29 protein-coding genes are annotated in these 25526 nt (G+C 46.1%); 21 read left to right on the forward strand and 8 right to left on the reverse strand.

Features of this window, described 5'->3' with window-relative positions; genetic code table 11:
- Positions 1-22: 22 nt before the first annotated feature.
- The 16 genes from rpsH (at position 23) to dsbD (ending at position 9326) form a co-directional block, all read left to right on the forward strand.
- On the forward strand, positions 23-418 hold the full coding sequence (gene rpsH / locus ICN42_RS02795) for a 30S ribosomal protein S8 (RefSeq protein ID WP_100379473.1): 396 nt from the start codon (positions 23-25) through the stop codon (positions 416-418).
- 10 nt (positions 419-428) lie between these two features.
- Positions 429-962: a 50S ribosomal protein L6 gene (gene rplF, locus ICN42_RS02800; protein ID WP_216250521.1), complete on the forward strand. Its 534-nt coding sequence runs from the start codon at positions 429-431 to the stop codon at positions 960-962.
- Positions 963-975: 13 nt separating this feature from the next.
- On the forward strand, positions 976-1329 hold the full coding sequence (gene rplR, locus ICN42_RS02805) for a 50S ribosomal protein L18 (protein ID WP_216136719.1): 354 nt from the start codon (positions 976-978) through the stop codon (positions 1327-1329).
- An 18-nt stretch (positions 1330-1347) separates the two neighbouring features.
- Positions 1348-1866 (forward strand): 30S ribosomal protein S5, encoded by a 519-nt coding sequence (gene rpsE / locus ICN42_RS02810; protein ID WP_100379470.1) that lies wholly within the window; start codon positions 1348-1350, stop codon positions 1864-1866.
- 24 nt (positions 1867-1890) lie between these two features.
- Complete coding sequence (gene rpmD, locus ICN42_RS02815) at positions 1891-2079, forward strand: 50S ribosomal protein L30 (RefSeq protein ID WP_046329387.1); 189 nt, start codon at positions 1891-1893, stop codon at positions 2077-2079.
- Positions 2080-2106: 27 nt separating this feature from the next.
- On the forward strand, positions 2107-2547 hold the full coding sequence (rplO, locus tag ICN42_RS02820; RefSeq protein WP_046329388.1) for a 50S ribosomal protein L15: 441 nt from the start codon (positions 2107-2109) through the stop codon (positions 2545-2547).
- Between the two features lie 17 nt (positions 2548-2564).
- Positions 2565-3902, forward strand: coding sequence for a preprotein translocase subunit SecY (gene secY / locus ICN42_RS02825; protein WP_216250525.1), 1338 nt, complete (start codon positions 2565-2567; stop codon positions 3900-3902).
- Between the two features lie 4 nt (positions 3903-3906).
- Positions 3907-4125 (forward strand): translation initiation factor IF-1, encoded by a 219-nt coding sequence (gene infA, locus ICN42_RS02830; protein WP_015420252.1) that lies wholly within the window; start codon positions 3907-3909, stop codon positions 4123-4125.
- A 35-nt stretch (positions 4126-4160) separates the two neighbouring features.
- Positions 4161-4277, forward strand: coding sequence for a 50S ribosomal protein L36 (gene rpmJ, locus ICN42_RS02835; RefSeq protein ID WP_012357167.1), 117 nt, complete (start codon positions 4161-4163; stop codon positions 4275-4277).
- A gap of 24 nt (positions 4278-4301) precedes the next feature.
- Positions 4302-4667 carry a 30S ribosomal protein S13 gene (gene rpsM / locus ICN42_RS02840; RefSeq protein ID WP_015420253.1) on the forward strand — a complete coding sequence of 122 codons (366 nt, stop codon included), beginning with the start codon at positions 4302-4304 and terminating at the stop codon, positions 4665-4667.
- A gap of 18 nt (positions 4668-4685) precedes the next feature.
- Positions 4686-5093 (forward strand): 30S ribosomal protein S11, encoded by a 408-nt coding sequence (gene rpsK, locus ICN42_RS02845; RefSeq protein WP_011901923.1) that lies wholly within the window; start codon positions 4686-4688, stop codon positions 5091-5093.
- A 116-nt stretch (positions 5094-5209) separates the two neighbouring features.
- On the forward strand, positions 5210-5833 hold the full coding sequence (gene rpsD, locus ICN42_RS02850) for a 30S ribosomal protein S4 (protein WP_216250528.1): 624 nt from the start codon (positions 5210-5212) through the stop codon (positions 5831-5833).
- Positions 5834-5856: 23 nt separating this feature from the next.
- Positions 5857-6837: a DNA-directed RNA polymerase subunit alpha gene (rpoA, locus tag ICN42_RS02855; RefSeq protein ID WP_015420255.1), complete on the forward strand. Its 981-nt coding sequence runs from the start codon at positions 5857-5859 to the stop codon at positions 6835-6837.
- A gap of 16 nt (positions 6838-6853) precedes the next feature.
- Complete coding sequence (gene rplQ, locus ICN42_RS02860) at positions 6854-7246, forward strand: 50S ribosomal protein L17 (protein WP_015420256.1); 393 nt, start codon at positions 6854-6856, stop codon at positions 7244-7246.
- A gap of 68 nt (positions 7247-7314) precedes the next feature.
- Positions 7315-7647: a divalent-cation tolerance protein CutA gene (gene cutA / locus ICN42_RS02865; RefSeq protein WP_216250545.1), complete on the forward strand. Its 333-nt coding sequence runs from the start codon at positions 7315-7317 to the stop codon at positions 7645-7647.
- 5 nt (positions 7648-7652) lie between these two features.
- The gene (dsbD, locus tag ICN42_RS02870) at positions 7653-9326 is read left to right on the forward strand and encodes a protein-disulfide reductase DsbD (protein WP_216250548.1); all 1674 of its coding nucleotides are present in this window, start codon (positions 7653-7655) and stop codon (positions 9324-9326) included.
- 51 nt (positions 9327-9377) lie between these two features.
- On the opposite strand, the gene hemB is transcribed toward dsbD, so the two are convergent.
- Together hemB and yihA are read right to left on the reverse strand one after the other, a co-directional pair.
- Complete coding sequence (hemB, locus tag ICN42_RS02875; protein ID WP_216250550.1) at positions 9378-10397, reverse strand: porphobilinogen synthase; 1020 nt, start codon at positions 10395-10397, stop codon at positions 9378-9380.
- Positions 10381-11046: a ribosome biogenesis GTP-binding protein YihA/YsxC gene (yihA, locus tag ICN42_RS02880; RefSeq protein ID WP_216250554.1), complete on the reverse strand. Its 666-nt coding sequence runs from the start codon at positions 11044-11046 to the stop codon at positions 10381-10383. Before yihA ends, hemB begins: the two co-directional genes overlap by 17 nt.
- 115 nt (positions 11047-11161) lie before the next feature.
- On the opposite strand from yihA, the gene ICN42_RS02885 reads away from it, so the two are divergent.
- Positions 11162-11896 carry a cytochrome c gene (locus ICN42_RS02885; RefSeq protein ID WP_216250569.1) on the forward strand — a complete coding sequence of 245 codons (735 nt, stop codon included), beginning with the start codon at positions 11162-11164 and terminating at the stop codon, positions 11894-11896.
- Positions 11897-11991: 95 nt separating this feature from the next.
- Here ICN42_RS02885 and lysA read toward each other — a convergent pair whose 3' ends face one another.
- Together lysA and ICN42_RS12005 are read right to left on the reverse strand one after the other, a co-directional pair.
- Positions 11992-13290 carry a diaminopimelate decarboxylase gene (gene lysA, locus ICN42_RS02890; protein WP_216250572.1) on the reverse strand — a complete coding sequence of 433 codons (1299 nt, stop codon included), beginning with the start codon at positions 13288-13290 and terminating at the stop codon, positions 11992-11994.
- On the reverse strand, positions 13287-13478 hold the full coding sequence (locus tag ICN42_RS12005) for a lipoprotein (RefSeq protein ID WP_216250576.1): 192 nt from the start codon (positions 13476-13478) through the stop codon (positions 13287-13289). The genes lysA and ICN42_RS12005 overlap by 4 nt, the downstream gene beginning before the upstream one ends.
- Before the next feature lie 17 nt (positions 13479-13495).
- On the opposite strand from ICN42_RS12005, the gene cyaY reads away from it, so the two are divergent.
- Complete coding sequence (cyaY, locus tag ICN42_RS02900) at positions 13496-13909, forward strand: iron donor protein CyaY (RefSeq protein WP_255539213.1); 414 nt, start codon at positions 13496-13498, stop codon at positions 13907-13909.
- A 20-nt stretch (positions 13910-13929) separates the two neighbouring features.
- Here the strand turns inward: cyaY and aroB are convergent, their stop codons facing one another.
- The 4 genes from aroB to ICN42_RS02920 are packed head-to-tail and all read right to left on the reverse strand — an operon-like array spanning position 13930 to position 17398.
- Positions 13930-15012: a 3-dehydroquinate synthase gene (gene aroB, locus ICN42_RS02905; protein ID WP_216250579.1), complete on the reverse strand. Its 1083-nt coding sequence runs from the start codon at positions 15010-15012 to the stop codon at positions 13930-13932.
- An 8-nt stretch (positions 15013-15020) separates the two neighbouring features.
- Positions 15021-15545, reverse strand: coding sequence for a shikimate kinase (locus tag ICN42_RS02910; RefSeq protein ID WP_370625994.1), 525 nt, complete (start codon positions 15543-15545; stop codon positions 15021-15023).
- 12 nt (positions 15546-15557) lie between these two features.
- Positions 15558-16670: a secretin and TonB N-terminal domain-containing protein gene (locus ICN42_RS02915; RefSeq protein ID WP_255539214.1), complete on the reverse strand. Its 1113-nt coding sequence runs from the start codon at positions 16668-16670 to the stop codon at positions 15558-15560.
- A gap of 5 nt (positions 16671-16675) precedes the next feature.
- A complete protein-coding gene (locus ICN42_RS02920; protein ID WP_216250583.1) occupies positions 16676-17398 on the reverse strand; it encodes a hypothetical protein in 723 nt (240 codons plus the stop codon).
- A 245-nt stretch (positions 17399-17643) separates the two neighbouring features.
- Between ICN42_RS02920 and ICN42_RS02925 the strand changes: the two genes are divergently transcribed.
- From ICN42_RS02925 to ICN42_RS02935, 3 genes are all read left to right on the forward strand, one after another.
- A complete protein-coding gene (locus ICN42_RS02925) occupies positions 17644-19833 on the forward strand; it encodes a penicillin-binding protein 1A (protein ID WP_255539215.1) in 2190 nt (729 codons plus the stop codon).
- Between the two features lie 12 nt (positions 19834-19845).
- The gene (locus tag ICN42_RS02930; RefSeq protein ID WP_216250588.1) at positions 19846-20550 is read left to right on the forward strand and encodes a transposase; all 705 of its coding nucleotides are present in this window, start codon (positions 19846-19848) and stop codon (positions 20548-20550) included.
- Positions 20551-20726: 176 nt separating this feature from the next.
- On the forward strand, positions 20727-25490 hold the full coding sequence (locus ICN42_RS02935; RefSeq protein WP_255539216.1) for a glutamate synthase-related protein: 4764 nt from the start codon (positions 20727-20729) through the stop codon (positions 25488-25490).
- The last annotated feature ends 36 nt before the right edge of the window (positions 25491-25526 follow it).

Here is a 25526-nt window from a genome sequence, read left to right on the forward strand (position 1 = left end):
GGCGAAAGAATTAGGAGAACTCATGAGTATCAGCGATCCAATCGCCGACATGTTGACAAGGATCCGCAATGCGCAAGCAGTGCAGAAACCCGTAGTCTTGATGCCGTCGTCAAAAGTTAAAGTAGCTATTGCAAAAGTCTTGCAGGATGAAGGTTATATCGATAGTTTCGAAATCAAAGGTGAAGCAGCTAAGCCAGTGCTACACATTGATCTCAAATACTATGCAGGCCGTCCTGTTATTGAGCGTATTGACCGTGTTTCAACACCAAGTCTTCGTATCTACAAAGGCCGTCACGACATTCCAGAAGTAATGAATGGTTTGGGCATTGCAATTATTTCAACCCCACAAGGCGTAATGACAGACCGCAAAGCACGTGCAAACGGCGTTGGTGGCGAAGTTATTTGCTACGTCGCGTAAGGAGAGAAATATGTCCCGCGTTGGTAAATCACCTATTCCAGTCCCTAAGGGCGCTGAAATCAGCATCAACGGTGCAAACATTACTGTTAAAGGCCCATTAGGCACTTTGACGCATAACTTGCATCCTTCTGTTGGTTTGAAACAAGAAGACGGCTTATTGACAGTTGTTTTAAATAACGACACACCAGAAGCTGGTGCACAGTCAGGTACAGCCCGCGCTTTAGTGAACAACATGGTTGTTGGCGTAACTACTGGCTTTGAGCGCAAGCTCAGCTTGGTAGGCGTTGGTTACCGTGCTGCTGCTCAAGGCGAAACATTGAAGTTGCAGTTAGGTTTCTCGCACGACATTATTTACAACCTGCCAAAGGGTGTAAAAGCTGAGACTCCAACTCAAACTGAAATCATTATTAAAGGTTCCAACAAGCAGCAAGTTGGCCAGGTTGCCGCTGAAGTTCGCGCATACCGTTCACCAGAGCCATACAAAGGCAAAGGCGTTCGCTACGTGGATGAGGTTGTACACCTGAAAGAAACTAAGAAGAAGTAAGCGAGATTAGAAAATGAATAAAGACGAATCCAGACAAAGACGTGCTAGGCAGACTCGTATTCGCATTGCCGAAGCATTGGCAAATCGCTTAACAGTTATCCGTAGCAATTCACATATTTCTGCGCAGGTTTATAGCCCATGCGGAACCAAAGTTGTAGCAGCTGCTTCAACAATGGAAAAAGATTTGCGCCAAGCGATCAAAAACGGCGGTAACGCTGATGCGGCTAAACAAATCGGCAAGTTAGTTGCTGAGCGTGCTGTTAAAGCAGGCGTTGTTGATGTTGCTTTTGATCGTTCCGGTCATCGTTATCACGGCCGTATTAAGGCCTTGGCTGAAGCTGCGCGTGAAGCCGGCCTGAAGTTCTAATAGGGTTTAGGAAAAAACATGGCAAAAATGCAAAACAAGATGCAAAACGAAGAGCGTGATGACGGTCTTCGCGAGAAGATGATTGCTGTTAATCGTGTAACTAAAGTTGTTAAGGGTGGTCGTATTCTCGGCTTCGCTGCACTGACTGTAGTTGGCGATGGCGATGGTCGTATCGGCATGGGTAAAGGAAAATCAAAAGAAGTTCCAGTTGCTGTTCAAAAGGCAATGGACGAAGCACGCCGCAAGATGATCAAAGTTTCCTTACGCAAAGGCACTTTGCAACATACTGTGATTGGTAAGCATGGCGCGTCACGCGTGATGATTTCTCCAGCTAAAGACGGTACTGGCGTTATCGCTGGTGGCCCAATGCGCGCAATTTTCGATGTAATGGGTGTAACTAACGTTGTTGCTAAGTCGCTTGGATCAACAAACCCTTACAACATGGTTCGTGCAACGATTGATGGCTTGAGCAAGATGAGCACTCCTTCTGAAATTGCTGCTAAGCGCGGTAAGTCAGTTGAAGAGATTCTCGGCTAAGACCAAAAGATTAGGAATCTATAAATGACAACAACTAACTCTAAAGTCAAACTGCAATTAGTACGCAGCTTGATCGGCACACGCGAAAGCCACCGTGCAACCGTTCGCGGCCTAGGTCTGCGTCGCATCAATTCTGTTTCAGAATTGGAAGACACACCAGCTGTTCGCGGAATGATTAATAAAGTTTCTTATCTAGTTAAAGTCGTTGGCTAATAACTAGCAAGTAAATAGGCGAAGAATATGCAACTCAATACACTAAAACCCGCAGCGGGCTCCAATAAAAATCGTCGTCGCGTAGGTCGCGGCATCGGTTCTGGTCTTGGAAAAACAGCTGGTCGTGGTCACAAAGGTCAGAAGTCACGTTCAGGCGGATTCCACAAAGTTGGATTCGAAGGCGGTCAGATGCCTATGTATCGTCGTTTACCTAAACGCGGTTTCGTGTCTTTGACACGTCGTCACGTTGGTCAAATTACTTTGAATGACTTGGCTAAAATCAACTTGCCAGAAGTGGACTTGTTGGTTTTGAGAGCCCACGGTTTTGCCGGTGAGCAAATCAATTCGGTAAAAGTCATTAAGACTGGTGAACTGTCTATTGCTGTAACCCTCAAGGGTATTACTGCAACTGCAGGTGCAAAAGCAGCTATTGAAGCAGCTGGCGGCAAATTGGTTGACTTGGTTTAATAAGTTTTAAGTAAACGATGGCACTCGCACCTAACAACGCAGCAAATATTGCTCAATCAGGAAACAAGTTCGGCGAATTACGTCAACGCTTGATATTCTTGGTTTTGGCATTGCTCGTGTTCCGTTTGGGCGCACATATTCCAGTGCCAGGCATTGATCCAGACCAGCTAGCACAATTGTTCTCAGGTCAAAAAGACGGTATCTTGGGAATGTTCAATCTATTCTCAGGCGGTGCTTTATCTCGGTTTACAGTTTTTGCCTTAGGAATCATGCCTTACATCTCCGCTTCAATCATCATGCAGTTAATGACGATTGTTGTGCCTTCTTTAGAGTCTTTGAAAAAAGAAGGTCAAGCAGGTCAACGCAAGATTACGCAGTACACCCGTTACGGCACCGTGTTTTTGGCAACGTTCCAGGCTTTAGGTATCTCTGTTGCATTGCAAGCTCAACCAGGTTTAGTTATTAATCCAGGCTTGATGTTTGAACTCAACACTGTAGTGACTTTGGTAACTGGCACGATGTTCTTGATGTGGCTTGGTGAGCAAATTACCGAGCGTGGTCTTGGTAATGGCATCTCCATCATTATCTTCGGCGGAATTGTTTCTGGCCTGCCAACTGCAATCGGTAGCTTGCTTGAATTGGTTCGCACTGGTTCCATGAATATCTTGTCCGCCTTACTTATCGTAGTGATTTGTATTGCAGTTACTTATTTTGTTGTGTTTGTAGAACGTGGTCAGCGCCGTATTTTGGTGAACTATGCCAAGCGTCAAGTTGGTAATAAGGTGTATGGCGGTCAGTCTTCTTACTTCCCATTGAAGTTAAATATGGCTGGTGTTATCCCTCCAATTTTTGCTTCATCTATTATTTTGTTTCCTGCAACGATTGCTGGCTGGTTTACATCAGGTGAGCCAACGAATATGTTCAGCAGAATAATTAAAGATTTAGCGGCGACATTGGCTCCAGGTCAACCTGTTTACACAATTTTGTACGCAGCTGCAATTATTTTCTTCTGCTTTTTCTATACAGCATTAGTTTTCAACAGCCGTGAGACTGCTGAGAATCTAAAGAAGAGCGGTGCCTTTGTTCCAGGTATCCGTCCTGGCGAACAGACTGGTCGTTATATCGACAAGATCTTGGTTCGTTTGACATTGGCTGGTGCGGTTTATATGGTTTTGGTTTGTTTGTTGCCAGAATTCTTGGTGTTGAAGTACAACGTACCATTCTATTTTGGCGGTACTTCATTGTTGATTATTGTCGTTGTTGCAATGGATTTCATGGCTCAAGTCCAGTCATTCGTAATGCAACAACAGTATGGCTCTTTAATGAAAAAAGCTAACTTTAAGATGGGCGCTTAACTGAATGTCTAAAGACGATGTAATTCAGATGGCGGGAGAAATTATTGAGAATTTGCCGAACGCAATGTTTCGCGTGAAGCTAGAGAACGGACATGTGGTTCTAGGGCACATTTCTGGAAAGATGAGGATGCATTACATCCGCATATTGCCAGGAGATAAGGTGACGGTGGAGATGACTCCTTACGACCTAACGCGCGCCAGAATTATTTTCCGAGCGAAGTAAAGATTAAGTAGTACATATTTTTTTAGAGGTGAGTTATGAAAGTTTTGGCATCCGTTAAGTGTATTTGCAGAAATTGCAAGATCATTAAGCGCAAACGCGTTGTGCGCGTGATCTGTTCTTCAGACGCACGTCATAAGCAGCGTCAAGGCTGATCTGGTTAATTAAGAGGAAATCTCATGGCACGTATCGCTGGGGTAAATATCCCAAATCATCAACATACTGTTATCGGTTTAACAGCAATTTTTGGCATTGGTACTACCCGTGCTCGCAAAATTTGTGAAACCACAGGTGTTGCTATCGACAAAAAAGTTAAAGATCTTACTGACGGTGACTTGGAAAAGTTGCGTGATGAAGTAGGTAAATTTATTACTGAAGGTGACCTTCGTCGTGAAGTAACGATGAGCATCAAGCGTTTGATGGACTTAGGCTGCTACCGCGGCGTACGTCATCGTAAGGGCTTGCCTGTACGTGGTCAACGTACTAAGACTAACGCGCGTACCCGCAAGGGCCCACGTAAGTCTGGCGTGCAACTCAAGAAATAATCAAGAAAGTTTATTGACATGGCAAAACAACAATCCGCTTCTGCAGCTTCACAGCGCGCACGCAAGAAGGTTAAAAAGAACGTTGCTGATGGTATTGCACACGTTCACGCTTCTTTTAATAACACCATTATTACGATCACTGATCGTCAAGGAAATGCGCTTTCATGGGCAACTTCTGGCGGCCAAGGTTTTAAAGGTTCACGTAAATCAACACCTTTTGCTGCTCAGGTAGCTGCAGAAGTGGCTGGTAAAGCAGCAGTTGAATGTGGAATCAAGAACTTGGAAGTTCAGATTAAGGGTCCAGGCCCAGGTCGTGAATCAGCAGTTCGCGCATTGAACTCATTGGGCATCAAAATCACTGAGATTCAAGACGTTACTCCAGTTCCACACAATGGTTGCCGTCCTCCTAAGCGTCGTCGTATCTAAGCTAGGAAGTAGGCAGTATAAGTTTTAGTAGTTTTTTATTAAAGCCCACTGTTCATCAGAATTAATGGATGAACTCACCGCCGGTCGTAAGACTGCGGCAAAGAAAGGAAAGCATCGTGGCACGTTACTTAGGGCCTAAGGCCAAATTAGCACGTCGGGAAGGTACCGACTTATTTTTAAAGAGCGCACGTCGCGCCCTGTCAGACAAGTGCAAGCTAGATACTAAGCCTGGTCAACATGGCCGTACATCTGGCTCAAGAACATCTGATTACGGTAATCAATTGCGTGAAAAGCAAAAGGTTAAGCGTATGTACGGAATTTTAGAGCGTCAGTTCCGTCGTTACTTTGCTGAAGCTGAGCGTCGTAAGGGCAATACTGGCTCAACATTGCTCCAGTTGTTGGAATCACGTCTTGATAACGTTGTTTATCGCATGGGCTTTGGTTCAACACGCGCTGAAGCTCGTCAGTTGGTTTCCCACTGTGCAATTTTGCTCAATGGTAGTCCAGTAAATATTCCATCTATTCAGGTTAAACCTGGTGATGTAGTGGCGATTCGTGAAAAAGCGAAAAAGCAAGCGCGTATTGCAGAATCACTCAATTTGGTTCAGCAGATGTCTGCTGTAGGCTGGGTATCAGTCGACGCAGCGAAGCTGGAAGGAACATTTAAGCAAGTGCCTGACCGTGAAGACATTAGCGGCGAAATTAATGAAAGTTTGATCGTTGAATTGTATTCACGCTAATTAGGCACTCTCAAGGAAAAAATATGCAAACAAATTTGCTCAAGCCAAAAATTATTTCTGTTGAAGCGCTTACCGCCAACCAAGCTAAGGTTGTTATGGAGCCGTTCGAGCGTGGCTATGGCCACACACTCGGCAATGCATTACGTCGTGTTTTGTTGTCCTCGATGGTTGGTTATGCGCCAACTGAAGTAGCAATTGCTGGTGTTGTTCATGAATATTCCACATTAGATGGAGTTCAAGAGGATGTAGTTAACCTTTTGTTGAACCTCAAAGGTATCGTATTTAAGTTGCAGTCACGTGATGAAGTTACTATCAATTTGCGTAAAGAAGGCCCAGGCGTTGTTACAGCAAAAGATATCGACTTGCCACATGATGTTGAAATCATTAATCCTGATCACGTAATCGCTCACTTGTCTGCTGGTGGCAAGTTAGATATGCAGATCAAGGTTGAAAAAGGCCGTGGCTATGTACCAGGCAATATGCGTCAATACCATGACGAAGCTACCAAGATCATCGGGCGCATCGTATTGGATGCCTCATTTAGCCCAGTAAGCCGTGTTAGCTATGCAGTTGAGTCTGCTCGTGTTGAGCAACGTACCGACCTCGATCGTCTCGTAATGACAATCGAAACAAACGGTGTCTTGTCTCCTGAAGAGGCGATTCGTCAAGCAGCTACCATTTTGGTTGACCAGTTAGTTGTATTCGCGGCCCTCGAAAGCAGCGAAGTATCTGGTGATCTCGCACCAAGCCGCTCTTCAATGGTTGATCCAATGTTGATGCGTCCAGTTGATGATCTCGAACTCACAGTTCGCTCTGCAAACTGCTTGAAGGCTGAGAACATTTACTACATCGGTGACTTGATTCAACGTACAGAGAATGAATTGTTGAAGACGCCTAATTTAGGTCGTAAGTCTTTGAATGAAATCAAAGATGTATTGGCGGCTCGTGGCTTAAGTCTTGGCATGAAACTCGAAAGCTGGCCTCCAGCTAACCTCGAGAAATAATTAGAAAGGAAGCATCATGCGTCACGGAAACGGCTTACGCAAACTAAACAGAACATCATCACATCGCTTAGCGATGCTGCGCAACATGTCCAATTCACTTTTGGAGCACGAAGTGATTAAAACCACTTTGCCAAAAGCAAAAGAATTGCGCATGGTTGTTGAGCCTTTGATTACCTTAGGTAAAAAAGATAACTTAGCAAATCGTCGCTTAGCATTCAATCGCACACGCGATCGCGATATCGTGACCAAACTCTTTACAGAGCTCGGCCCACGTTACGCAACTCGTCCAGGTGGCTACCTTCGTATTTTGAAGTTTGGCTTCCGTCATGGTGATAATGCACCTATGGCTTTGGTTGAGTTGGTAGATCGTCCAGAAGTTGAAGAAACAGCAGTAGCTGAAGAGGCTTAAATCCTTTAGCGAGATAAAAAGCCAGGCTTCGGTCTGGCTTTTTTCATTTATGCAGTTATAAATACGCTATGGCCACAGATAAAGCTACCGAATTACTAATTGTTGTTACCAGCTTTGCATCACTAGAGGATGCAAAGTGCGTGGCACGTCAACTGATTGAAGCCCGTCTCGCTGCTTGTGTGCAAATCCAAGAAGGCATGTATTCGATATATCGGTGGGAAGGAAAGATTTGCGAAGAGCGTGAAGTATTACTCTCTGCAAAAACCATTACTAATAAATGGTTGGATGTTGCTAATTTCATTAAAAGTCATCACCCCTATGATTTGCCAGAGGTGATTGCCTATTCTCCAGAGCAATATGAAGAGCAATATGGCAAGTGGGTTCAAGCCGAGGTAAAGTAAGCTCCATGCGATTGATTAATAAATTTATCCCTGTAGTAGCCACACTCTTTATTATTCTTGGTAACGCATTTGCTGCCCCAGAATTTCTTCCTCCTGAAAAAGCATTTAGAGCAGAGGCTACCTGGGTCTCTCATTCCAATGAGGTTGAAGTAGAGCTCTTTCCGGCTAAAGGATATTACCTTTATCAAGACTCACTACATTTTCAGATGGGCTCCCAACCCAATAAATTAGGGGTTGTAGGTACTTCCTTTCCCTCTGGCGTGGAAAAGTACGATAAAACTTTTCAAAAGAAAATGCAGGTTTATAAACAGGATGTTTTGCTTACACTCAATAAAAAGGCGGAGTCTGGAAAACCGCTTTATCTAGAGTTGGAATTACAGGGTTGTGCTGAAGCGGGTATTTGTTATCCGCCCATGACGCTGAAATTTTTACTTGCTGGCCCTGGAGTAAAGGCTGGGCCAATTCCTGAGATGCTTGATGGAGTTGCCGCAAGTTTGGCTCCAAAAGCAGAATTGAGCCTCATGGATTTATGGCGTGAGCGTGATGACGTTAATGCCATTAGTCGCTTTTTAGAAAGCACGCCAACAAGCTTTTTATTCTTAGCCTTCTTTGTTCTTGGGCTGGCTTTAGCATTTACCCCTTGCGTGCTTCCAATGCTACCAATTATGTCGAGCGTGGTTTTTGGAACGCAGGGCAAGCAATCGATCAATAAAGGACGTGCAAGCCTCTTGGCAGTGGCCTATGTGCTGGGAATGGCTTGTGTATACGCTTTGGCAGGGGTGCTGATGGCTGCATTAGGTGGGAGCGTGCAAAGAGCGCTACAGAGCCCTATAGCGCTCATTGGCTTTGCATTGCTTCTATTAGCCTTATCAGGCAGTCTATTTGGACTATACGACCTAAGAATGCCCCATTCGTGGCAACAAAAGGTTAATCAGCTGGCAGGGCGTCATAAAGGTGGTAGTACTGTCGGTGCTTTTACTTTGGGCGGAATATCAACTCTAGTTGCCAGTCCATGCATTACCGCTCCCTTGGCTGGAGTACTCGCTTTTATTGCCCAAACTGGTTCAATGAGTTTGGGGGCGGGGCTCCTCTTCGTGATGGCTATAGGGATGGGCTTACCACTGTTGTTTATTGCTATTGAAGCGCGCATCTTGATTCCGTCGACTGGAATTTGGATGGTGTGGCTACAAAGAACATTGGGCGTTCTCTTAGTGGCAACAGCAGCCTGGATTGCATCTCCATTATTACAAAGTAGCAGTAGCGAAGCAGGCAGGACGATGAGCAATGGTCAGCGACAACATCAAATTGGAAATGCTAGTTTTGCTGTTATTAACTCTTCTGCGCAACTAGACCAATTTTTAGCTCAAGCAAAAGAGCAGAAGAAGTTAATGTTATTGGATTTCTATGCAGACTGGTGCATCTCCTGCAAGGAGATGGAGGTCAATACTTTTGCTAACGCTGAAGTGAATCAAGACTTACAGAAATTTGTTTTAGTACAAGCTGATGTAACAAAAAACAGTCCTGAGAATCAAGCTCTGTTGAAGCGTTTTGGATTATTTGGCCCGCCTGGAATTCTGATCTTTGATCTCAACTCAGAAGAATTAAAAGACCAGCGTGTCATTGGCTATATGCCACCACAACGTTTTGGCGAGCGTTTGAAAAAAGCCTTGGGAAATTAAGCTGCTCAGAAGTTAAATGGGTATAACCCATTTAACTTGTTTAACCACTAATTACTTGCTTGCCTTTAAAAGGCGCGCAGCCTCGAGTGCAAAGTAAGTCAAAATGCCATCGGCACCAGCACGTTTAAATGCAAGCAAAGATTCCATCATCACAGCATCATGATCAAGCCAACCATTTTGTGCGGCTGCTTTGAGCATAGCGTACTCACCGCTGACTTGATAGGCATAAGTGGGGTAATCAAATTCATCGCGCACTCTGCGAACAATGTCTAGATAAGGCATACCAGGTTTGACCATTACCATGTCAGCACCTTCGCTTATATCTAGAGCAACCTCCCGCAAAGCCTCGTCAGTATTGGCGCAATCCATTTGGTAAGTTTTTTTATCTGCCTTACCCAAATTTTTTGCTGAACCCACAGCATCGCGAAACGGCCCATAAAATGCAGATGCATATTTTGCGGAGTAAGCCATGATGCGGGTGTGAATGAGTTTCTTCTGCTCTAAGGCCTCACGAATTTTGCCGATGCGGCCATCCATCATGTCTGAAGGCGCAACAATATCAACCCCAGCTTGTGCTTGAGCAACAGCTTGTTGCACCAAAATTGCGGTGGTCTCATCGTTCAGAATGCGACCTTGTTCATCTAAGATGCCATCTTGACCATGACTAGTGTAAGGATCAAGCGCGACATCTGTCATGATGCCTAAATTGGGAAAGCGTAGCTTTAGTTCACGTACAGCAGTTGGAATCAACCCATTTGGATTAAAAGATTCTTTGCCGTCTGGTGTTTTTAGTGAGGCATCTATCACCGGAAAGAGTGCCATGACAGGGATGCCTAATGAAACACACTCCTCAGCGACGCCGAAAAGTAAATCAAGCGAAACGCGATTGACGCCAGGCATCGAAGCAACTGCTTGAGATTGGTTGCTACCCTCAAGCAAGAAGACGGGATAAATTAGATCACTAGCGTGGAGATGATTTTCTTGCATCAGGCGACGTGACCAATCATCACGACGCATCCGACGAGGACGATGTGCTGGAAAGTTCAATAAAGAATTAGCTTGTGATTTCATCTTCTTTGATCTCTGCTTCAAATAACCATTTAATAACAATATTGTCTGCTTCTTCAAGGCCAATACGTTTGGTGCTTGAAAATAATTGTGCCGTAAGTTGCTTTGACTCACCATTGCCATCAGGCAAGGCTGGATCATATTGCTGCAACTGTTTCCGGACCGCCTCTATTGCATGCTTACATTCACTCTTGTTGAGTTTGTCGCATTTGCTCAGCAAAACGTGGATTGGCTTGCCAGTTGGTACAAACCATTGAATCATTTGCTCATCCAGATCGGTAATACCGCGTCTAGAGTCCACAATCAGGACCATGCCTACCAACTGCTCACGTTCCTGCAGGTAATCGCTCAGGAGGGCATTCCAGTGGTATTTGGTCTCGCGATTGACGGCTGCATAGCCATATCCAGGTAAATCCACTAAATAAGCCAAAAGATCGTCTTTTGCAAAAAGGCCAAAATAGTTAATGTGCTGCGTACGTCCTGGCGTTTTACTGGCAAAAGCGAGGCGTTTTTGGTTGCAAAGCACGTTAATTGCGCTAGATTTGCCCGCATTTGAGCGCCCAGCAAAGGCCACCTCACGGAGTGGAGTGGCAGGCAGGCAATGGGTGTCATTGACTGTGGTCGCAAATCGGGCTTGAAAGAGTTTAGACATGTCCAGAAGCTATTGTAAAATCACGCAAAATCATGAAATATCTCATGGTGTTGGGTAAAAGGTTGTAAAAGGTAGGGCCCAAACACTTTTAGGAATTTTTGCCAAGGTAAACATAATGCGTCAAACCTCTCAAATCTCCAAATTAACTAGCGTTAGCGCTAGCCTAGCCGCTGGCCTCTTGCTAGCAATGACCAGCTTCTCTGGTGTGGTGAGCGCCGCAGATCCTGCGCCGGCCGCCGCCCCCATGGCGGAAGCTGTCGCTAAGCCGGTTGTTCCAGGCAAGCCTAAGGTTGACCCTGCGGCTGGTGAAGCGCTTTACTCTAACGGCGATGCAAGCCGAGGCGTGACTGCCTGCTTAACTTGCCACGGCCCTAAGGGCCAGAGCGCTATCGCTACTTGGCCTAAGCTTTCTGCACAGCATGCAGCTTATACAGCCAAGCAGTTGAAGAACTTTAAAGAAGGTACTCGCGCCAATCCGATCATGATGGGAATGGCGGCCGCCTTAACTGATCAAGACATGCAAAATATTGCTGCTTATTTGGTTACTCAGCCAGTATCCCAAGGTGTTGCCCAGAACAAAGACACCATTGAACTAGGTCAAAGCATCTACCGTGGTGGAATCGCTGCTAAAGGCGTTCCTGCCTGTGCGGCATGTCATAGCCCAACTGGTGCTGGCATTCCTTCACAGTACCCACGTGTTGGCAGCCAATGGGCTGATTACAACGCAGCACAATTGTTAGCTTTCCGCGAAGGCACTCGTAAAAATAGCAGCCAGATGACTACGATTGCAACTAAGCTTTCTGATCAAGAAATGAAAGCAGTTGCCGATTACATGGCAGGTCTGCATTAATAGTTGCATTCAACACAAAACAAAAACCCCGCTGATCTAGCGGGGTTTTTTATTGCCTAGAAATTGACCAAGTCAAAATTAATTGATCATCCCATTTAGTTTGGCAAGATAGTTTCACCAGCAAAGAGATCAGCAATATTTTCACGTTTACGAATGACGTATGCGTTTTTTCCATCGACCATGATCTCTGCGGGCTTTGGTCTGGTGTTGTAGTTAGATGCCATTACAAAACCATAGGCACCAGCAGACAGAATAGCTAGCAGGTCACCTTCTTCAACTGCAAGTTCACGATCTCTTCCTAGCCAGTCACCAGATTCACATACAGGCCCAACGACGTCATAAGTAGAGCTGGCTACTGGTTTAGCTTGAACAGGAACAATGCTGTGATACGCCTCGTAGAGCGCGGGGCGCATCAACTCTGTCATGGCGGCATCAACGATGCAAAAGTTTTTCTCGGCACCTGGCTTGAGATACTCCACTTTGGTCAAGAGCACGCCAGCATTGCCGACTAAGGATCTGCCTGGCTCTAAGACCACATCGAGATGAGCAAAGCCACGCTCGCCAACACGATTGAGTAGGGTATTAGTGAATTCCGTGATATCAGGTGGATTGTCGTCACCATACGAAATACCAAGGCCCCCACCTAAATCGAGATGATGAATCTCAATACCTTCTTTTTTTAATTGAGCAACCAACTCGAGTACTTTATCAAGTGCATCAAGATAGGGCGCAGTATTAGTGATTTGAGAGCCAATATGGCAATCAATACCAACCACATCAATTTGAGAAAGCAAGGCAGCTTCACGGTATGTTTTTAAAACCTCGTGATAAGCAATGCCAAACTTATTGCCTTTTAATCCGGTAGAGATGTAGGGATGGGTTTGCGCATCCACATCTGGATTCACGCGTAAAGAAATTGGCGCGCGGCAATTCAGCTTAGTAGCAACTCGATTAATTTGGTGGAGCTCAGCAATCGATTCGACATTGATGCATTTAACGCCAGCCTGCAATGCTTGCGCGATTTCAGGAGCAGATTTACCAACGCCTGCGAATACCAAACTTTTTGGATCTGCACCAACAGCAAGAGCGCGGGCTAATTCGCCGCCACTGACTAAGTCAAAGCCAGAACCTAATTTTTTAAAGCAATCAATTACCGCTAAGTTGCTATTCGCTTTCATGGCATAGTGGACGCGAGCACGTCTTTTGCCCGAAGAATCTACGCAAGCTTTGTCATAGGCTTGATAGGCCTGCGTTAATGCTTTTTTGCTATAGACATACAGGGGTGTACCAAACTCCTTTGCCAAATCTGACAAAGGAATTTCTTCCGCATACCAATTGCCATTGCGTTCTGTAAATCCAGCTAAGTTGGGGAGTGGAATCGCTTTACTTGTCATTGCTTGGCCGATGATGGGTTAGTTGCAGCAGGGCTTTGGGGTGGATAGAGCTTGCCCTTAGGCTCTGGTTCAGCGGGTGGTGCTGGAGTGGGCGGCACATTTGGCAAATATAGCGGCCCTCTAACCCCACACCCAACAAGGGATATTAGAAGGCTAATGCCAAGAGTTCTTATAAGAATCGCTATCATGAATGTCTCTAAAACGAATGATTGAATATAGCATGCAGGACTCTAATATGAAGCCAGGCGATCTCACCGTGGAAACCATTGACGATAAGCAGTTCTATCAGGTGGGTAGTAATTTATTGCAGTCAATTGAGGCGGCCTTAGAGGCTGCAGATGATGCGCTGGATCTAGATCTGGATGTAGAGCGCCAAGGCGGGAACGTAATCAATATTCGGTTTAGGGATCGCAGCGTGATTGTGGTCAATACACAGCCACCTTTACATGAAATCTGGGTAGCAGCCAAATCTGGTGGTTATCACTATCGTTGGGCTGGCACTTTAGCCTCTCCACTCTGGTTAGATACTAAAACAGGGCGAGAACTGTTGAGCGACTTATCCGAATTTGCCAGCGCTCAAGCCGGGCAAGCGATTACTATCAGCCTGCTTCAGAAATAAGTAGCCAATATTTCAGGGGCTTAAACTGCCCCAGTGGCTGTTAGGGTCTCGATGACCTGAGCATCGGGAACACTCTTAATTTGGGCTTTGCCAATCTTTTCTAAAACGACGTAACGAATCTGACCGCCTTCAGTCTTTTTATCTACTTGCATTAATTCCATATAACGCTGTGCGCCAAACTTGGGAGGTGCAATCGGTAGATTCATAGATTGAATAATGTGAGTTAAACGATTGACCTCATCTTGCGTGATGAAGTTCAGGCGACGTGAGAGATCCGCACCCATGACCATGCCACAACCAACAGCTTCACCATGTAGCCATTCGCCATATCCCATGCCTGCTTCGATCGCATGACCAAAGGTATGACCGAAATTCAATGTGGCCCGAATTCCACCCTCTCTCTCATCAGCTGACACGACGGCCGATTTAATTTCACAAGAACGTAGAACAGCATGCGCCATTGCTGCGGTATCGCAAGCTAATAATGCTTTTGCATTTGCCTCAATCCAATCCAAGAATTCCGCATCCGCGATCGCACCATGCTTAACCACTTCAGCCAGGCCGGCAGAAAGTTCGCGCGCAGGCAATGTCTTGAGGGTGTTCAGGTCTGCAATCACCGCTACTGGCTGATGAAACGCTCCGATCATATTTTTTCCAAGTGGATGATTAATCCCTGTCTTACCGCCGACAGAGGAGTCCACCTGAGCTAATAAGGTTGTTGGAACTTGAATAAACCGAATGCCACGCATAAAGCTAGCAGCTGCAAAGCCAGTCATATCCCCAATGACGCCGCCACCCAAAGCTACCAAGATGGTTTGACGATCGGCGCCAAACTTCAAGAGATCATCAAAAATCAGCTGGAGATTTTTCCAATCCTTGTAAGACTCCCCATCAGGCAACACAATCGTTCTGACGGGTTTACCAAGTCTCTCTAGGGTCTTGGTGAGGCGCTCTGCATACAGAGGGGCAACAGTTGTATTGGTAACGATGTAAATCGATGTGGATTTTTCGCAGGCGCTAAATAGTTCTGGTTGATCTATTAAATCTGTACCAATATGAATGGGGTAGCTACGATTGCCTAGATCAACTTCTAATGTTTTCATGGATAAATTTATGCGGAGAGTTCGAGTTGCATGATTAATGTGTTGACTAGTTGATTGACGCTGGGTTTTCCAGTCTCAATCACATAGTCAGCGATTTCGCGATAAAGAGGATCGCGAATAGCGTATAGGTTTTCTAGAATCTTTTTTGCGTCACCATTTTTAAGGAGTGGTCTACCTTCGCCACCCTTAGTGCGATGCCACAGTTCCATAGGATTGGCGTGAAGATAAATGACAGTACCTCTTTCGCTGAGGAACTGACGATTCTCAGGCAGGAGTACGGCGCCACCACCAGTTGCCAAGATGACATCATGCTCGGCAGTAATCTCTTTAATAGCCTGTGCCTCACGTTTACGAAATCCTTCTTCACCTTCCATTTCAAAAATGACGGGAATTTTGACTCCACAACGATCCTCAATGACATGATCAGCATCTAAGAAGCGACGACCCAATTTCTTGGCCAGTAATTTACCGACGGTCGACTTTCCGGCGCCCATGAGGCCAATCAGAAAGATATTGTTAGATGAAGAGTTCACACTTTGATTTTATTAGTGTTTGTCCAGAACAGTGGGAGTTAAGAAGACTAATAGTTCAGTTTTATCCGCCAATTTAGATTTATGGCGAAATAAGTGCCCAATCAAAGGAATATCACCCAGCAGGGGAACCTTAATTTCGTCATCACGCTCAGTAGTTTGAAAGATGCCGCCAATGATGGCAGTCCCGCCATTTTCAACCGTGACTTCAGAGCTCAGGTTTTTGGTGTCGATCGCATAACCCTGTTCAGTTTTCATGCCAATGGTGTCTTTATTGATCCCCACCAACATCGATATCTTCCCGTCTGGATGAATCTTGGGTAGGACCTCAAGACGTAAATTAGCCTTGCGAAACTGCAATTTACTGCCGCTTTGAGAGCTGACTTGGTAGGGTAGTTCGGTTCCCTGCTCAATCGTAGCCTTAACTTGATCACCAGTCATGATGCGGGGGTTGGAGAGAATCTTGCCTTGACCGTCGGACTCCAGCGCTGAAAGCTCCATTTGCAATAGTCGGGCTGCGTTCTTGGAAACCAGGGTGGCAGCTAAGGTGGCCGGATTAAAGCCAGCCAAGCCACTACCAGCGAGATCTAGGTTTGCACTTGCGCTTTGGTCTGGATGATTGCCTATGCCATTGGCCTGATACCCCAGTTTGATACCGAGCTCTCGGGCAAAGCGCTGATCGGCCTCAACAATACGAGCTTCTATGAGGATCTGGCGCGGGCTATTAATATGATCTCCGCCAAAAGGCAGAGCAGCATCCTCCCGACGAAATTTTTGGAAACTTTGAATTTCGGCATGAGGACCAATCCAGTAAATATCCCCATTTCGGACAAGGCGTAATCCTCGGCTAGCAAGAATCGAATGCAGGGCGGTTTGCCAAGGCGTGTCCTTGAGGTCAACGGAAATCTTGCCTTGAATGGATTCGCTCAGGAGGAAATTGGTATCGCCCATTTTGGCTAAAACCTGCAAAAGCTCAGTCAACTCAATTTGGCTAAATTGCAGGCTAATACGAGTATCTTTAGGGTTGTCTGAAGGGCTGGCCTCGGGGTGGCTTCCCAAGATTGGATTGAGTAAAAAAACCAGGATTAGGAAGAGTAATCCGGCGCGGGATTTTTGTAGGATCTTCAATAGAGTCACTCTGATTGGGTGGATTTAAAAGTAATGGATTTACCTTTGGGGTGGGCCAGGATAGCCAATTCCTTTTCTGCTTGCGTGAGGCGCCATTCCCCTAAAGCCAAGCTCTCCTTACGCACCATCAGCGTCGTCTTGCCGGTGTGAAAAAAGGCATGCTCGGCGACCCCCATTCGGGTAATGCCCAAATATCTCCAGCGACGAAGTTCTGCCTCATATGGGATGGCGGCAGGCTTACTCTGAGAACTCTTTATTGGAGGCTTTGACTCTATTGAGTGAATACTCACTTCTATTTCATCTATTATTTCATATAGATCATCTCGCTCAGATACCCATTCACTTTGAGAAAGTTGAAATTCTTCTTTAAGCTCTAAAAGTTGATTTTGTAATGCGCTTATTTCCAGTTCAGCCCCAGATTTATTGGAATCAAAATGAAAAAAGAGGCCACCTGCACTAAGCAATAAGATGCTGATTAAGATCCAAATTGGGCTGAAATTGAACCCCTTGAGCTCGAAGGCTTTGGCCGGAAAAGCGGGTTTAGGAGTCTTGGTTTGAGGTGTCTGATCTACCCTCGGGGGCGACGAGGTTTTGCGAATTCCATGGGGATCTGGAATGGCGGGGTCATCCCCCAACTCACTCAGAATGTCATCAAAAGACTGGGGGGAAATGTGGCGTGGAGGCATGCCATATTGTTCGCCCAGGGGATAGTAAAAACGATCGGGCAAAGCGGAATTCAGTGTCAGAAATGTCCGCCCAAAAATATTTCAAACAAGGGTTTTGGAGCTTTAAGGAAAATTGTGTAAGCACCCTATAATTTGATTCTATGGCTCTACCCCCAAAAGACAAGCCGCCCTTAAACCGGCGGTTTAACCGACAGCCTGACAGACGTCCTGGTCAGCCAAGAGCGGAGCATGCCTCGTCTAGGAAATCAGGGAGCAATCCCCTTATTAAGGCGCTGCTTATTATCAGCATGGTCTTTGCGGTGGTATTCACCTTGTTGCTGGGATATGCCTTCTTAATAGCAAAGCCGAATTTGCCGAAGATCTCGGCATTGGTTGACTACAACCCCAAAACGCCATTGCGCATCTATACCGCCGATAAAGTCCTGATAGGCGAATTTGGGGAGGAGCGCCGTAAGGTAATCCCTTTGAATGAAATCCCTATGAGCATGCGTAACGCAGTCTTGGCTATTGAGGATGATCGCTTTTATTCCCATGGTGGGGTGGACTACGTGGGGATTCTCAGGGCTGCGCTCACCAATTTACGTGGCAACCTTTCTCAAGGCGCATCAACCATCACGATGCAAGTAGCTCGGAACTTCTTCCTCAGTAATGAGAAGACTTTCAGTCGCAAGATCTACGAGGTTCTTCTATCCTGGGAAATTGAGTCTCAACTAAGCAAAGACAAGATTCTTGAGATTTATATGAATCAGATCTTCTTAGGGCAACGGGCTTATGGATTCTCTAGTGCGGCTCAGATCTACTTTGGTAAAGAATTAAAAGACATCACGATTGCTGAGTCCGCTATGTTGGCCGGATTGCCAAAGGCTCCTTCAGCATATAACCCAGTCAGTAATTTCCGTCGCGCCAAGATTCGTCAGGAATATATTTTGCAGCGAATGCGTGATTTGTCTTACATCACGCCTGAGCAGTACCAAGTTGCCATGGCCGAAGAATTGCATATCCGCGGCCTTGGAAATGAATTTAGTACTCGTGCCGATTTCCCTGCTGAGATGGTGCGTCAGTTGTTATTTACGCAATACGGTGAGGCTATTTATTCTCAGGGAATAGATGTTTACACCACCATCTTGAAGGCGGACCAAGATGCTGCTTACAAGGCAGTGCGTCGCGGTATCTTTGAATATGATCTGCGTCACGCATATCGTGGTCCAGAGGGTTTTATTGATTTGCCAGAAGATCATGTCAAGCGTCAACGTGCAATTGATGAGGCCTTATTGGCTTACCCTCAGTTAGATGATTTGCAGTCTGGTGTAGTGCTCGATATCAAGCCAAAAGAAATGCAAGTGATGATTTCTACTGGGGATACGATCACCCTGAAAGGCGAGGGCATGAAGCTTGCTACCGCCTCTTTAACTGATAGCACACAACCCAAAAAACGTTTGCGCCCTGGTGCCATCGTTAGATTGCTCTCAGATGGTGGCGTTTGGAAGTTGGCACAATTACCGCAAGTTGAAGCTGCCTTTGTTTCCATGAATGCTGAAACGGGCGCGATCCTCTCTTTAGTTGGCGGCTTTGATTTCCGTCGCAATCAATTTAATCACGTTACCCAGGCACAACGCCAGCCAGGCTCTTCATTTAAACCATTTATTTATGCAGCTGCAATCGAGAAAGGTTTTTCTCCGAGCACCATGGTGAACGATGCTCCACTGTCTATTGGCAGCATGGAAACGGGCAGCCAAGCCTGGGAGCCGAAGAACTACGATGGTAAGTATGAGGGCATGATGCGTTTACGTACCGCCTTAGCCAAATCAAAAAACTTAGTGTCTGTGCGCTTGATTCGCGCTATCGGCCCCTCTTATGCGCAAGAATATATTCAGCGCTTTGGGTTTGAGGCAGAGAAGCATCCGCCTTATTTAACAATGGCCTTGGGCGCGGGCTCTGTAACACCCTTACAGATGGCATCTGCCTATAGCGTGTTTGCTAATGGCGGCTATCGTGTAGATCCTTACTTAATCAATAGGATGACAGACTCAAAAGGGACTGTTCTATTTGAAGCTAAACCTACTCATGCGCGCGAGGATGCCCCCCGTGTCTTAGATGCAAGAACTGCCTTCGTAATGGATAGCATGTTGCAGGAGGTTACAAAATCTGGAACTGCAGGAAGTGCGAGAGCGAAATTGGGCCGTAGTGATATCGCTGGTAAAACTGGTACAACGAATGATTCTCACGATGCTTGGTTTGCGGGATATAACCCGAAGGTAGTGGCCATTGCCTGGATTGGATTTGATAAGCCGGCAAGTTTGGGAGATCGTGAAACTGGTGGCGGTCTTGCTTTACCGATGTGGATCTCTTATATGAGCACCGCCCTGAAGGATGAACCACAACAAGGTCGCGAAGTACCTGCGGGCGTAACTCAAGTTGATGGTGATTGGTTTATTCCCGACTTTTCTAATAACGGCGGTGTGCGCGAACTGCAGTAGTTCGTTTTAGCAATGGCAAGGCAAGCACGCACCATTATTCCGGGCCAAGCAATGCATGTCATGGTTCGTGGCAATAATCGGGAAATACTTTTTTTTAATGATGCGGACCGTCGCATCTATTTGGATTGGCTACGAGAAGCGGCTAAGCAATTTGGTAGCGCGGTGCACGCATTTGCCTTAATGCCAAATCATGTCCATCTCTTGTTGACTCCCCAGAACGCAGATTCGCTTGCAAAGACGATGCAATCTCTGGGTAGACGTTATGCCCAGTATTTCAATCAACAGCATCATCGTTCAGGAACTATCTGGGAAGGTCGTTATCGTTCCTCGCTAATTGACCCTGATTATTTTTTGCGCTGCCAACGCTATATCGAACTAAATCCCGTCAGGGCGGGTTTTGAATCTAGTCCTCAAGATTCCACTTGGACTAGCTTTGCTTCCCACATCGGCGGCAACGCTGAGCCATGGTTGGTTGATCACCAATACTTTTGGAAGTTGGGTAACACCCCTTTTGAAAGACAAATGACCTGGGCTGCCTTCGTGAAGGACGGCGCGCCTCACTGGGAGGATCGTCAAATTACCGAGGCATTAGTGAGATCCAAGCCTTGGGTAAGTGACATTTACGCAAAAAAGCTCTTTAAAGATAACTCCGAGCAGACATTGATCCGTTATCGGGGGCGTCCAAAGAAATTAATATCAATTAATTCAACAAGTTAGAGGATGCTTTACCGGTTGGGTAGTTGGCTTTAGTGCTAGCAAGTTCTGACTCTGTCCCTTTTATATCAATTCATTTTGGTGCTGACCCAATTTAAATGGGACAGACTCATTTTATTTCTATTGCATCAACATGGGTATTCCCCTATATTGGATCCTCCAAAAGTAATCGGCCTTCAATGGCAATCGGAAATACCATGACTACACAAATGAATACAGACCTTCGTCCAATCGCACAGGGTCTCTACGATCCACAAAATGAGCATGATGCTTGCGGCGTAGGATTCGTCGCTCATATCAAGGGCAAGAAGTCGCACGAGATTGTTGCTCAGGGATTGAAAATTCTTGAGAACTTAGATCACCGGGGTGCAGTTGGTGCTGACCCATTGATGGGGGATGGCGCTGGAATTTTGATTCAGGTTCCTGATACTTTGTATCGCGAAGAGATGGCTAAGCAAGGTATCGAGTTGCCACCATTTGGTGAGTACGGCGTTGGTATGATTTTCTTGCCTAAAGAGCATGCATCCCGTTTGGCTTGCGAACAAGAATTAGAGCGCACTGTTCGCTTAGAGGGTCAGGTTGTTTTGGGTTGGAGAGATGTGCCTATCGATGTGAAGTTACCGATGTCTCCAACTGTGCAAATGACGGAGCCATTTATTCGTCAAATTTTTATTGGACGTGGCCGCGACATCATGACAACAGATGCGCTGGAGCGTAAGTTGTATGTCATTCGCAAAACTGCTAGCCATGCAATTCAAGATTTGCATTTGAAGCACGGTAAAGAGTATTTTGTTGCTTCAATGTCTGCTCGCACCATTGTTTACAAAGGCTTGCTGTTGGCGAACCAGGTAGGTGCGTACTATAAAGACTTGCAAGATTCACGCACAGTGTCCGCATTGGCGTTAGTGCATCAGCGCTTCTCCACAAATACCTTCCCAGCATGGGAATTGGCCCATCCGTACCGCATGATTGCGCATAACGGTGAGATCAATACTGTTAAAGGTAACGTGAACTGGGTGAACGCGCGCGAAGGTGCTATTAGTTCACCAGTGTTGGGAGATGACCTCAAAAAATTATGGCCACTAATTTATCCAGGCCAGTCTGACACCGCTTGTTTCGATAACTGTTTAGAGTTGTTGGTGATGTCAGGTTATCCATTAGCGCAAGCCATGATGATGATGATTCCAGAGGCATGGGAACAACATACCTTGATGGATGACAACCGTCGCGCTTTCTATGAATACCATGCTGCAATGATGGAGCCATGGGATGGTCCGGCTGCTATGGCGTTTACAGATGGTCGCCAGATTGGCGCTACCCTGGATCGCAATGGTTTGCGTCCAGCTCGTTATTACGTGACCGATGATGATTTGGTCATCATGGGTTCTGAGGCTGGCGTATTGCCAATTCCGGAAAGCAAGATTGTTCAAAAGTGGCGCTTGCAACCAGGCAAAATGTTCATGATTGATATGGAGCAGGGTCGCATTATTGATGACGTCGAATTGAAAGACGCAGTCTCTAAAGCTAAGCCCTATAAGAGCTGGATCGATGCGGTACGCGTTAAGCTCGATGAGGTTGACGCCAGCAAAGATGACCTGATTGATGAAAAAACGACTATTCGTCCAGCTGCAAAATTATTAGATCGTCAGCAAGCTTTTGGCTATACCCAAGAGGATATCAAGTACCTCATGGCACCTATGGCCATGAACGGTGAAGAGGCAATTGGATCAATGGGTAACGATAGCCCATTGGCTGTACTCTCCAATAAGAATAAGCCGCTCTATAACTACTTTAAGCAGTTGTTTGCACAGGTGACCAATCCTCCGATTGACTCGATCCGTGAAAACATGGTGATGTCATTGGTTTCGTTCATTGGGCCGAAGCCGAATTTGTTGGATACCAACAATATCAACCCACCAATGCGTTTGGAAGTAAGTCAGCCAATTTTAGATTTCGACGATATGACCAAGATTCGTCATATTGGCCATTACACCAACGGTAAGTTCCGTTCATATGAATTGGATATTTGCTATCCAGCATCTTGGGGTAAAGCAGGTATCGAGGCTCGCTTAGCATCTTTGTGCGCTGAAGCGGCTGATGCTGTTCGCTCCGGTTACAACATCTTGATCGTGAGCGATCGTCAGGTAGATGAGCAGCATGTGGCTATTCCTGCATTGTTGGCAACTTCTGCAATTCACCAGCACTTGGTTGAAAAAGGTTTGCGCACTAGCGTTGGCCTCGTGGTTGAAACCGGTAGCGCGCGTGAGACACATCACTTCGCACTCTTGGCTGGCTATGGAGCTGAAGCAGTTCATCCATACCTAGCAATGGAAACTTTGGCTGAGATGGCTAAGGGCTTATCTGGCGATCTGTCGGCAGAAAAAGCTGTAAAGAATTTTGTGAAAGCAGTTGGTAAGGGCTTGCAAAAAGTGATGTCCAAAATGGGTATCTCTACTTATATGTCTTACACCGGCTCGCAGATTTTTGAAGCGATTGGTTTAAATAAAGAGGTCATTGACCATTATTTCAAAGGCACTCCATCGAATGTTGGTGGTATCGGTGTATTTGAAGTGGCTGAAGAAGCATTGCGTATGCATCAGTCTGCATTTGGTAACGATCCAGTCTTAACCAATATGCTCGACGCTGGTGGTGAATATGCTTTCCGTATTCGCGGAGAGAACCATATGTGGACTCCAGATACGATTGCGAAGTTGCAGCACTCTACCCGTATTGGTATCGAGAAGGGCTATCAAACCTATAAAGAGTACGCCAACATCATCAATGACCAAACCAAGCGTCAGATGACATTGCGTGGTTTGTTTGAGTTCAAGATTGATCCAACTAAGGCTATTCCATTGGATGAAGTGGAGTCCGCCAAAGAAATCGTCAAACGTTTTGCAACGGGCGCGATGTCTTTGGGTTCTATTTCTACTGAAGCGCATGCTACTTTGGCGATTGCGATGAATCGTATTGGCGGTAAGTCCAATACTGGTGAGGGTGGTGAAGATCCCAATCGTTATGTGAATGAACTTAAAGGCATTCCAATTAAGAAGGGTGAAACCTTAGCCAGTATTTTGGGTGACGATGTTGTTGAAGCAAATATTCCCTTGCTCGATGGCGATTCATTGCGTTCCAAAATTAAGCAAGTTGCTTCGGGTCGTTTCGGCGTCACTACTGAGTACCTGCGGTCTGCTGATCAGATTCAGATCAAAATGGCTCAAGGTGCTAAGCCTGGTGAAGGCGGTCAGTTACCTGGCGGCAAGGTTTCCGATTACATCGGTAAGTTGCGCTTCTCTGTACCAGGCGTTGGTTTGATTTCTCCTCCTCCGCATCATGATATTTATTCGATTGAAGATATCGCTCAGTTAATTCACGATCTGAAGAACGTGAACCCAGCCGCAGACGTCTCTGTGAAATTGGTTTCTGAAGTCGGTGTTGGCACAATTGCTGCCGGCGTTGCTAAAGCAAAAGCAGATCACGTAGTGATCGCTGGACATGATGGCGGTACAGGTGCATCACCACTATCTTCTATTAAGCATGCTGGCTCCCCATGGGAATTGGGATTAGCTGAAACTCAGCAAACACTAGTGCTCAATGGTTTGCGCAGTCGTATTCGTGTGCAAGCTGATGGTCAAATGAAAACTGGTCGTGACGTGGTGATTGGTGCTTTGTTGGGTGCAGATGAGTTTGGTTTTGCAACGGCTCCATTAGTCGTTGAAGGTTGCATCATGATGCGCAAGTGTCATTTGAATACCTGCCCAGTTGGCGTTGCTACGCAAGATCCTGAGTTGCGTAAAAAGTTCTCTGGTAAGCCAGAGCATGTGGTGAACTTCTTCTTCTTTATTGCGGAAGAAGTACGCGAGATCATGGCTCAACTCGGCATTCGTAAGTTTGATGATTTGATTGGTCGCGTTGATCTCCTGGATACCCGCAAAGGTATTGAAAACTGGAAAGTGCATGGCCTAGATTTCAGCAAGATTTTTGCTGAGCCTAATGTCCCTAAAGATGCTCCTCGCTACCAGATCTTGACCCAGGAGCATGGTTTAGGCAGTGCACTGGATAACATTCTGATTGAGAAGAGTGAGCCTGCATTACAACGTGGCGAGAAAGTATCTTTCATTGTTCCAGTGAAGAACGTGAACCGTACTGTTGGTGCCATGCTCTCTGGAGAAATCGCTCAGCGTTATGGCCATGCTGGCCTGCCAGATGACACTATTCATATTCAATTGAATGGCACGGCCGGTCAAAGTTTCGCCGCCTTCTTGGCGCGCGGCATCACCTTAGACTTGGTTGGTGATGGTAATGACTACGTTGGTAAAGGCTTATCTGGTGGACGCGTCATTGTCCGTGCTCCACATGAGTTCCGTGGCGATACAGCAAAGAACATCATCGTTGGTAATACTGTTCTTTATGGTGCAATCGGCGGTGAAGCATTCTTTAACGGTGTGGCTGGTGAACGTTTTGCTGTTCGTAACTCTGGTGCGACAACGGTTGTTGAGGGTACTGGCGATCACGGTTGCGAATACATGACTGGCGGTACTGTAGTCGTTTTGGGCGCAACTGGCCGTAACTTTGCCGCAGGTATGAGTGGCGGTATTGCTTATGTCTATGACGAAGATGGTCTCTTTGATAAACGCTGCAATACCAGCATGGCGACTTTGGAGAAGGTATTGCCTTCTGCTGAGCAGATTGACAAGATGCCTCAGTCTCAATGGCATGCCCCTGTTGATGTTAAAGATGGTGGCGAGCGCATGACTGATGAGCAAATTCTGAAGGGCTTGATTGAGCGTCATTTCCGTCACACTGGTTCTGAGCGCGCTAAAGCACTCTTAGCTGACTGGGAAAATGCGCGTGGCCGTTTTGTGAAGGTGCTTCCTACTGAGTACAAGCGTGCTTTAGGTGAGTTGTGGGAAAAAGCGCAAAACAAAACTGTTGCAGCTTAATCAATAAAGACATTAAGAAAAGATACTAAGGATTCG

This window comes from Polynucleobacter sp. 71A-WALBACH, from assembly GCF_018882365.1.
Taxonomy (GTDB): Bacteria; Pseudomonadota; Gammaproteobacteria; order Burkholderiales; family Burkholderiaceae; genus Polynucleobacter.

What these genes read in the sequence shown, in the direction of transcription:
- rpsM (WP_015420253.1), top strand. Translation starts at nt 4,302, where the DNA reads ATGGCACGTATCGCTGGGGTAAATATCCCAAATCATCAACATACTGTT.
- rpsK (WP_011901923.1), top strand. Translation starts at nt 4,686, where the DNA reads ATGGCAAAACAACAATCCGCTTCTGCAGCTTCACAGCGCGCACGCAAG.
- infA (WP_015420252.1), top strand. Translation starts at nt 3,907, where the DNA reads ATGTCTAAAGACGATGTAATTCAGATGGCGGGAGAAATTATTGAGAAT.
- rpmD (WP_046329387.1), top strand. Translation starts at nt 1,891, where the DNA reads ATGACAACAACTAACTCTAAAGTCAAACTGCAATTAGTACGCAGCTTG.
- hemB (WP_216250550.1), bottom strand. Translation starts at nt 10,397, where the DNA reads ATGAAATCACAAGCTAATTCTTTATTGAACTTTCCAGCACATCGTCCT.
- rpsH (WP_100379473.1), top strand. Translation starts at nt 23, where the DNA reads ATGAGTATCAGCGATCCAATCGCCGACATGTTGACAAGGATCCGCAAT.
- rplF (WP_216250521.1), top strand. Translation starts at nt 429, where the DNA reads ATGTCCCGCGTTGGTAAATCACCTATTCCAGTCCCTAAGGGCGCTGAA.
- cyaY (WP_255539213.1), top strand. Translation starts at nt 13,496, where the DNA reads ATGATTGAATATAGCATGCAGGACTCTAATATGAAGCCAGGCGATCTC.
- rpmJ (WP_012357167.1), top strand. Translation starts at nt 4,161, where the DNA reads ATGAAAGTTTTGGCATCCGTTAAGTGTATTTGCAGAAATTGCAAGATC.
- ICN42_RS02925 (WP_255539215.1), top strand. Translation starts at nt 17,644, where the DNA reads ATGGTCTTTGCGGTGGTATTCACCTTGTTGCTGGGATATGCCTTCTTA.
- dsbD (WP_216250548.1), top strand. Translation starts at nt 7,653, where the DNA reads ATGCGATTGATTAATAAATTTATCCCTGTAGTAGCCACACTCTTTATT.
- ICN42_RS02935 (WP_255539216.1), top strand. Translation starts at nt 20,727, where the DNA reads ATGGCAATCGGAAATACCATGACTACACAAATGAATACAGACCTTCGT.
- rplQ (WP_015420256.1), top strand. Translation starts at nt 6,854, where the DNA reads ATGCGTCACGGAAACGGCTTACGCAAACTAAACAGAACATCATCACAT.
- lysA (WP_216250572.1), bottom strand. Translation starts at nt 13,290, where the DNA reads ATGACAAGTAAAGCGATTCCACTCCCCAACTTAGCTGGATTTACAGAA.
- yihA (WP_216250554.1), bottom strand. Translation starts at nt 11,046, where the DNA reads ATGTCTAAACTCTTTCAAGCCCGATTTGCGACCACAGTCAATGACACC.
- rplO (WP_046329388.1), top strand. Translation starts at nt 2,107, where the DNA reads ATGCAACTCAATACACTAAAACCCGCAGCGGGCTCCAATAAAAATCGT.
- rpoA (WP_015420255.1), top strand. Translation starts at nt 5,857, where the DNA reads ATGCAAACAAATTTGCTCAAGCCAAAAATTATTTCTGTTGAAGCGCTT.
- rplR (WP_216136719.1), top strand. Translation starts at nt 976, where the DNA reads ATGAATAAAGACGAATCCAGACAAAGACGTGCTAGGCAGACTCGTATT.
- aroB (WP_216250579.1), bottom strand. Translation starts at nt 15,012, where the DNA reads ATGAAAACATTAGAAGTTGATCTAGGCAATCGTAGCTACCCCATTCAT.
- cutA (WP_216250545.1), top strand. Translation starts at nt 7,315, where the DNA reads ATGGCCACAGATAAAGCTACCGAATTACTAATTGTTGTTACCAGCTTT.
- ICN42_RS12005 (WP_216250576.1), bottom strand. Translation starts at nt 13,478, where the DNA reads ATGATAGCGATTCTTATAAGAACTCTTGGCATTAGCCTTCTAATATCC.
- secY (WP_216250525.1), top strand. Translation starts at nt 2,565, where the DNA reads ATGGCACTCGCACCTAACAACGCAGCAAATATTGCTCAATCAGGAAAC.
- ICN42_RS02930 (WP_216250588.1), top strand. Translation starts at nt 19,846, where the DNA reads ATGGCAAGGCAAGCACGCACCATTATTCCGGGCCAAGCAATGCATGTC.
- ICN42_RS02885 (WP_216250569.1), top strand. Translation starts at nt 11,162, where the DNA reads ATGCGTCAAACCTCTCAAATCTCCAAATTAACTAGCGTTAGCGCTAGC.
- rpsE (WP_100379470.1), top strand. Translation starts at nt 1,348, where the DNA reads ATGGCAAAAATGCAAAACAAGATGCAAAACGAAGAGCGTGATGACGGT.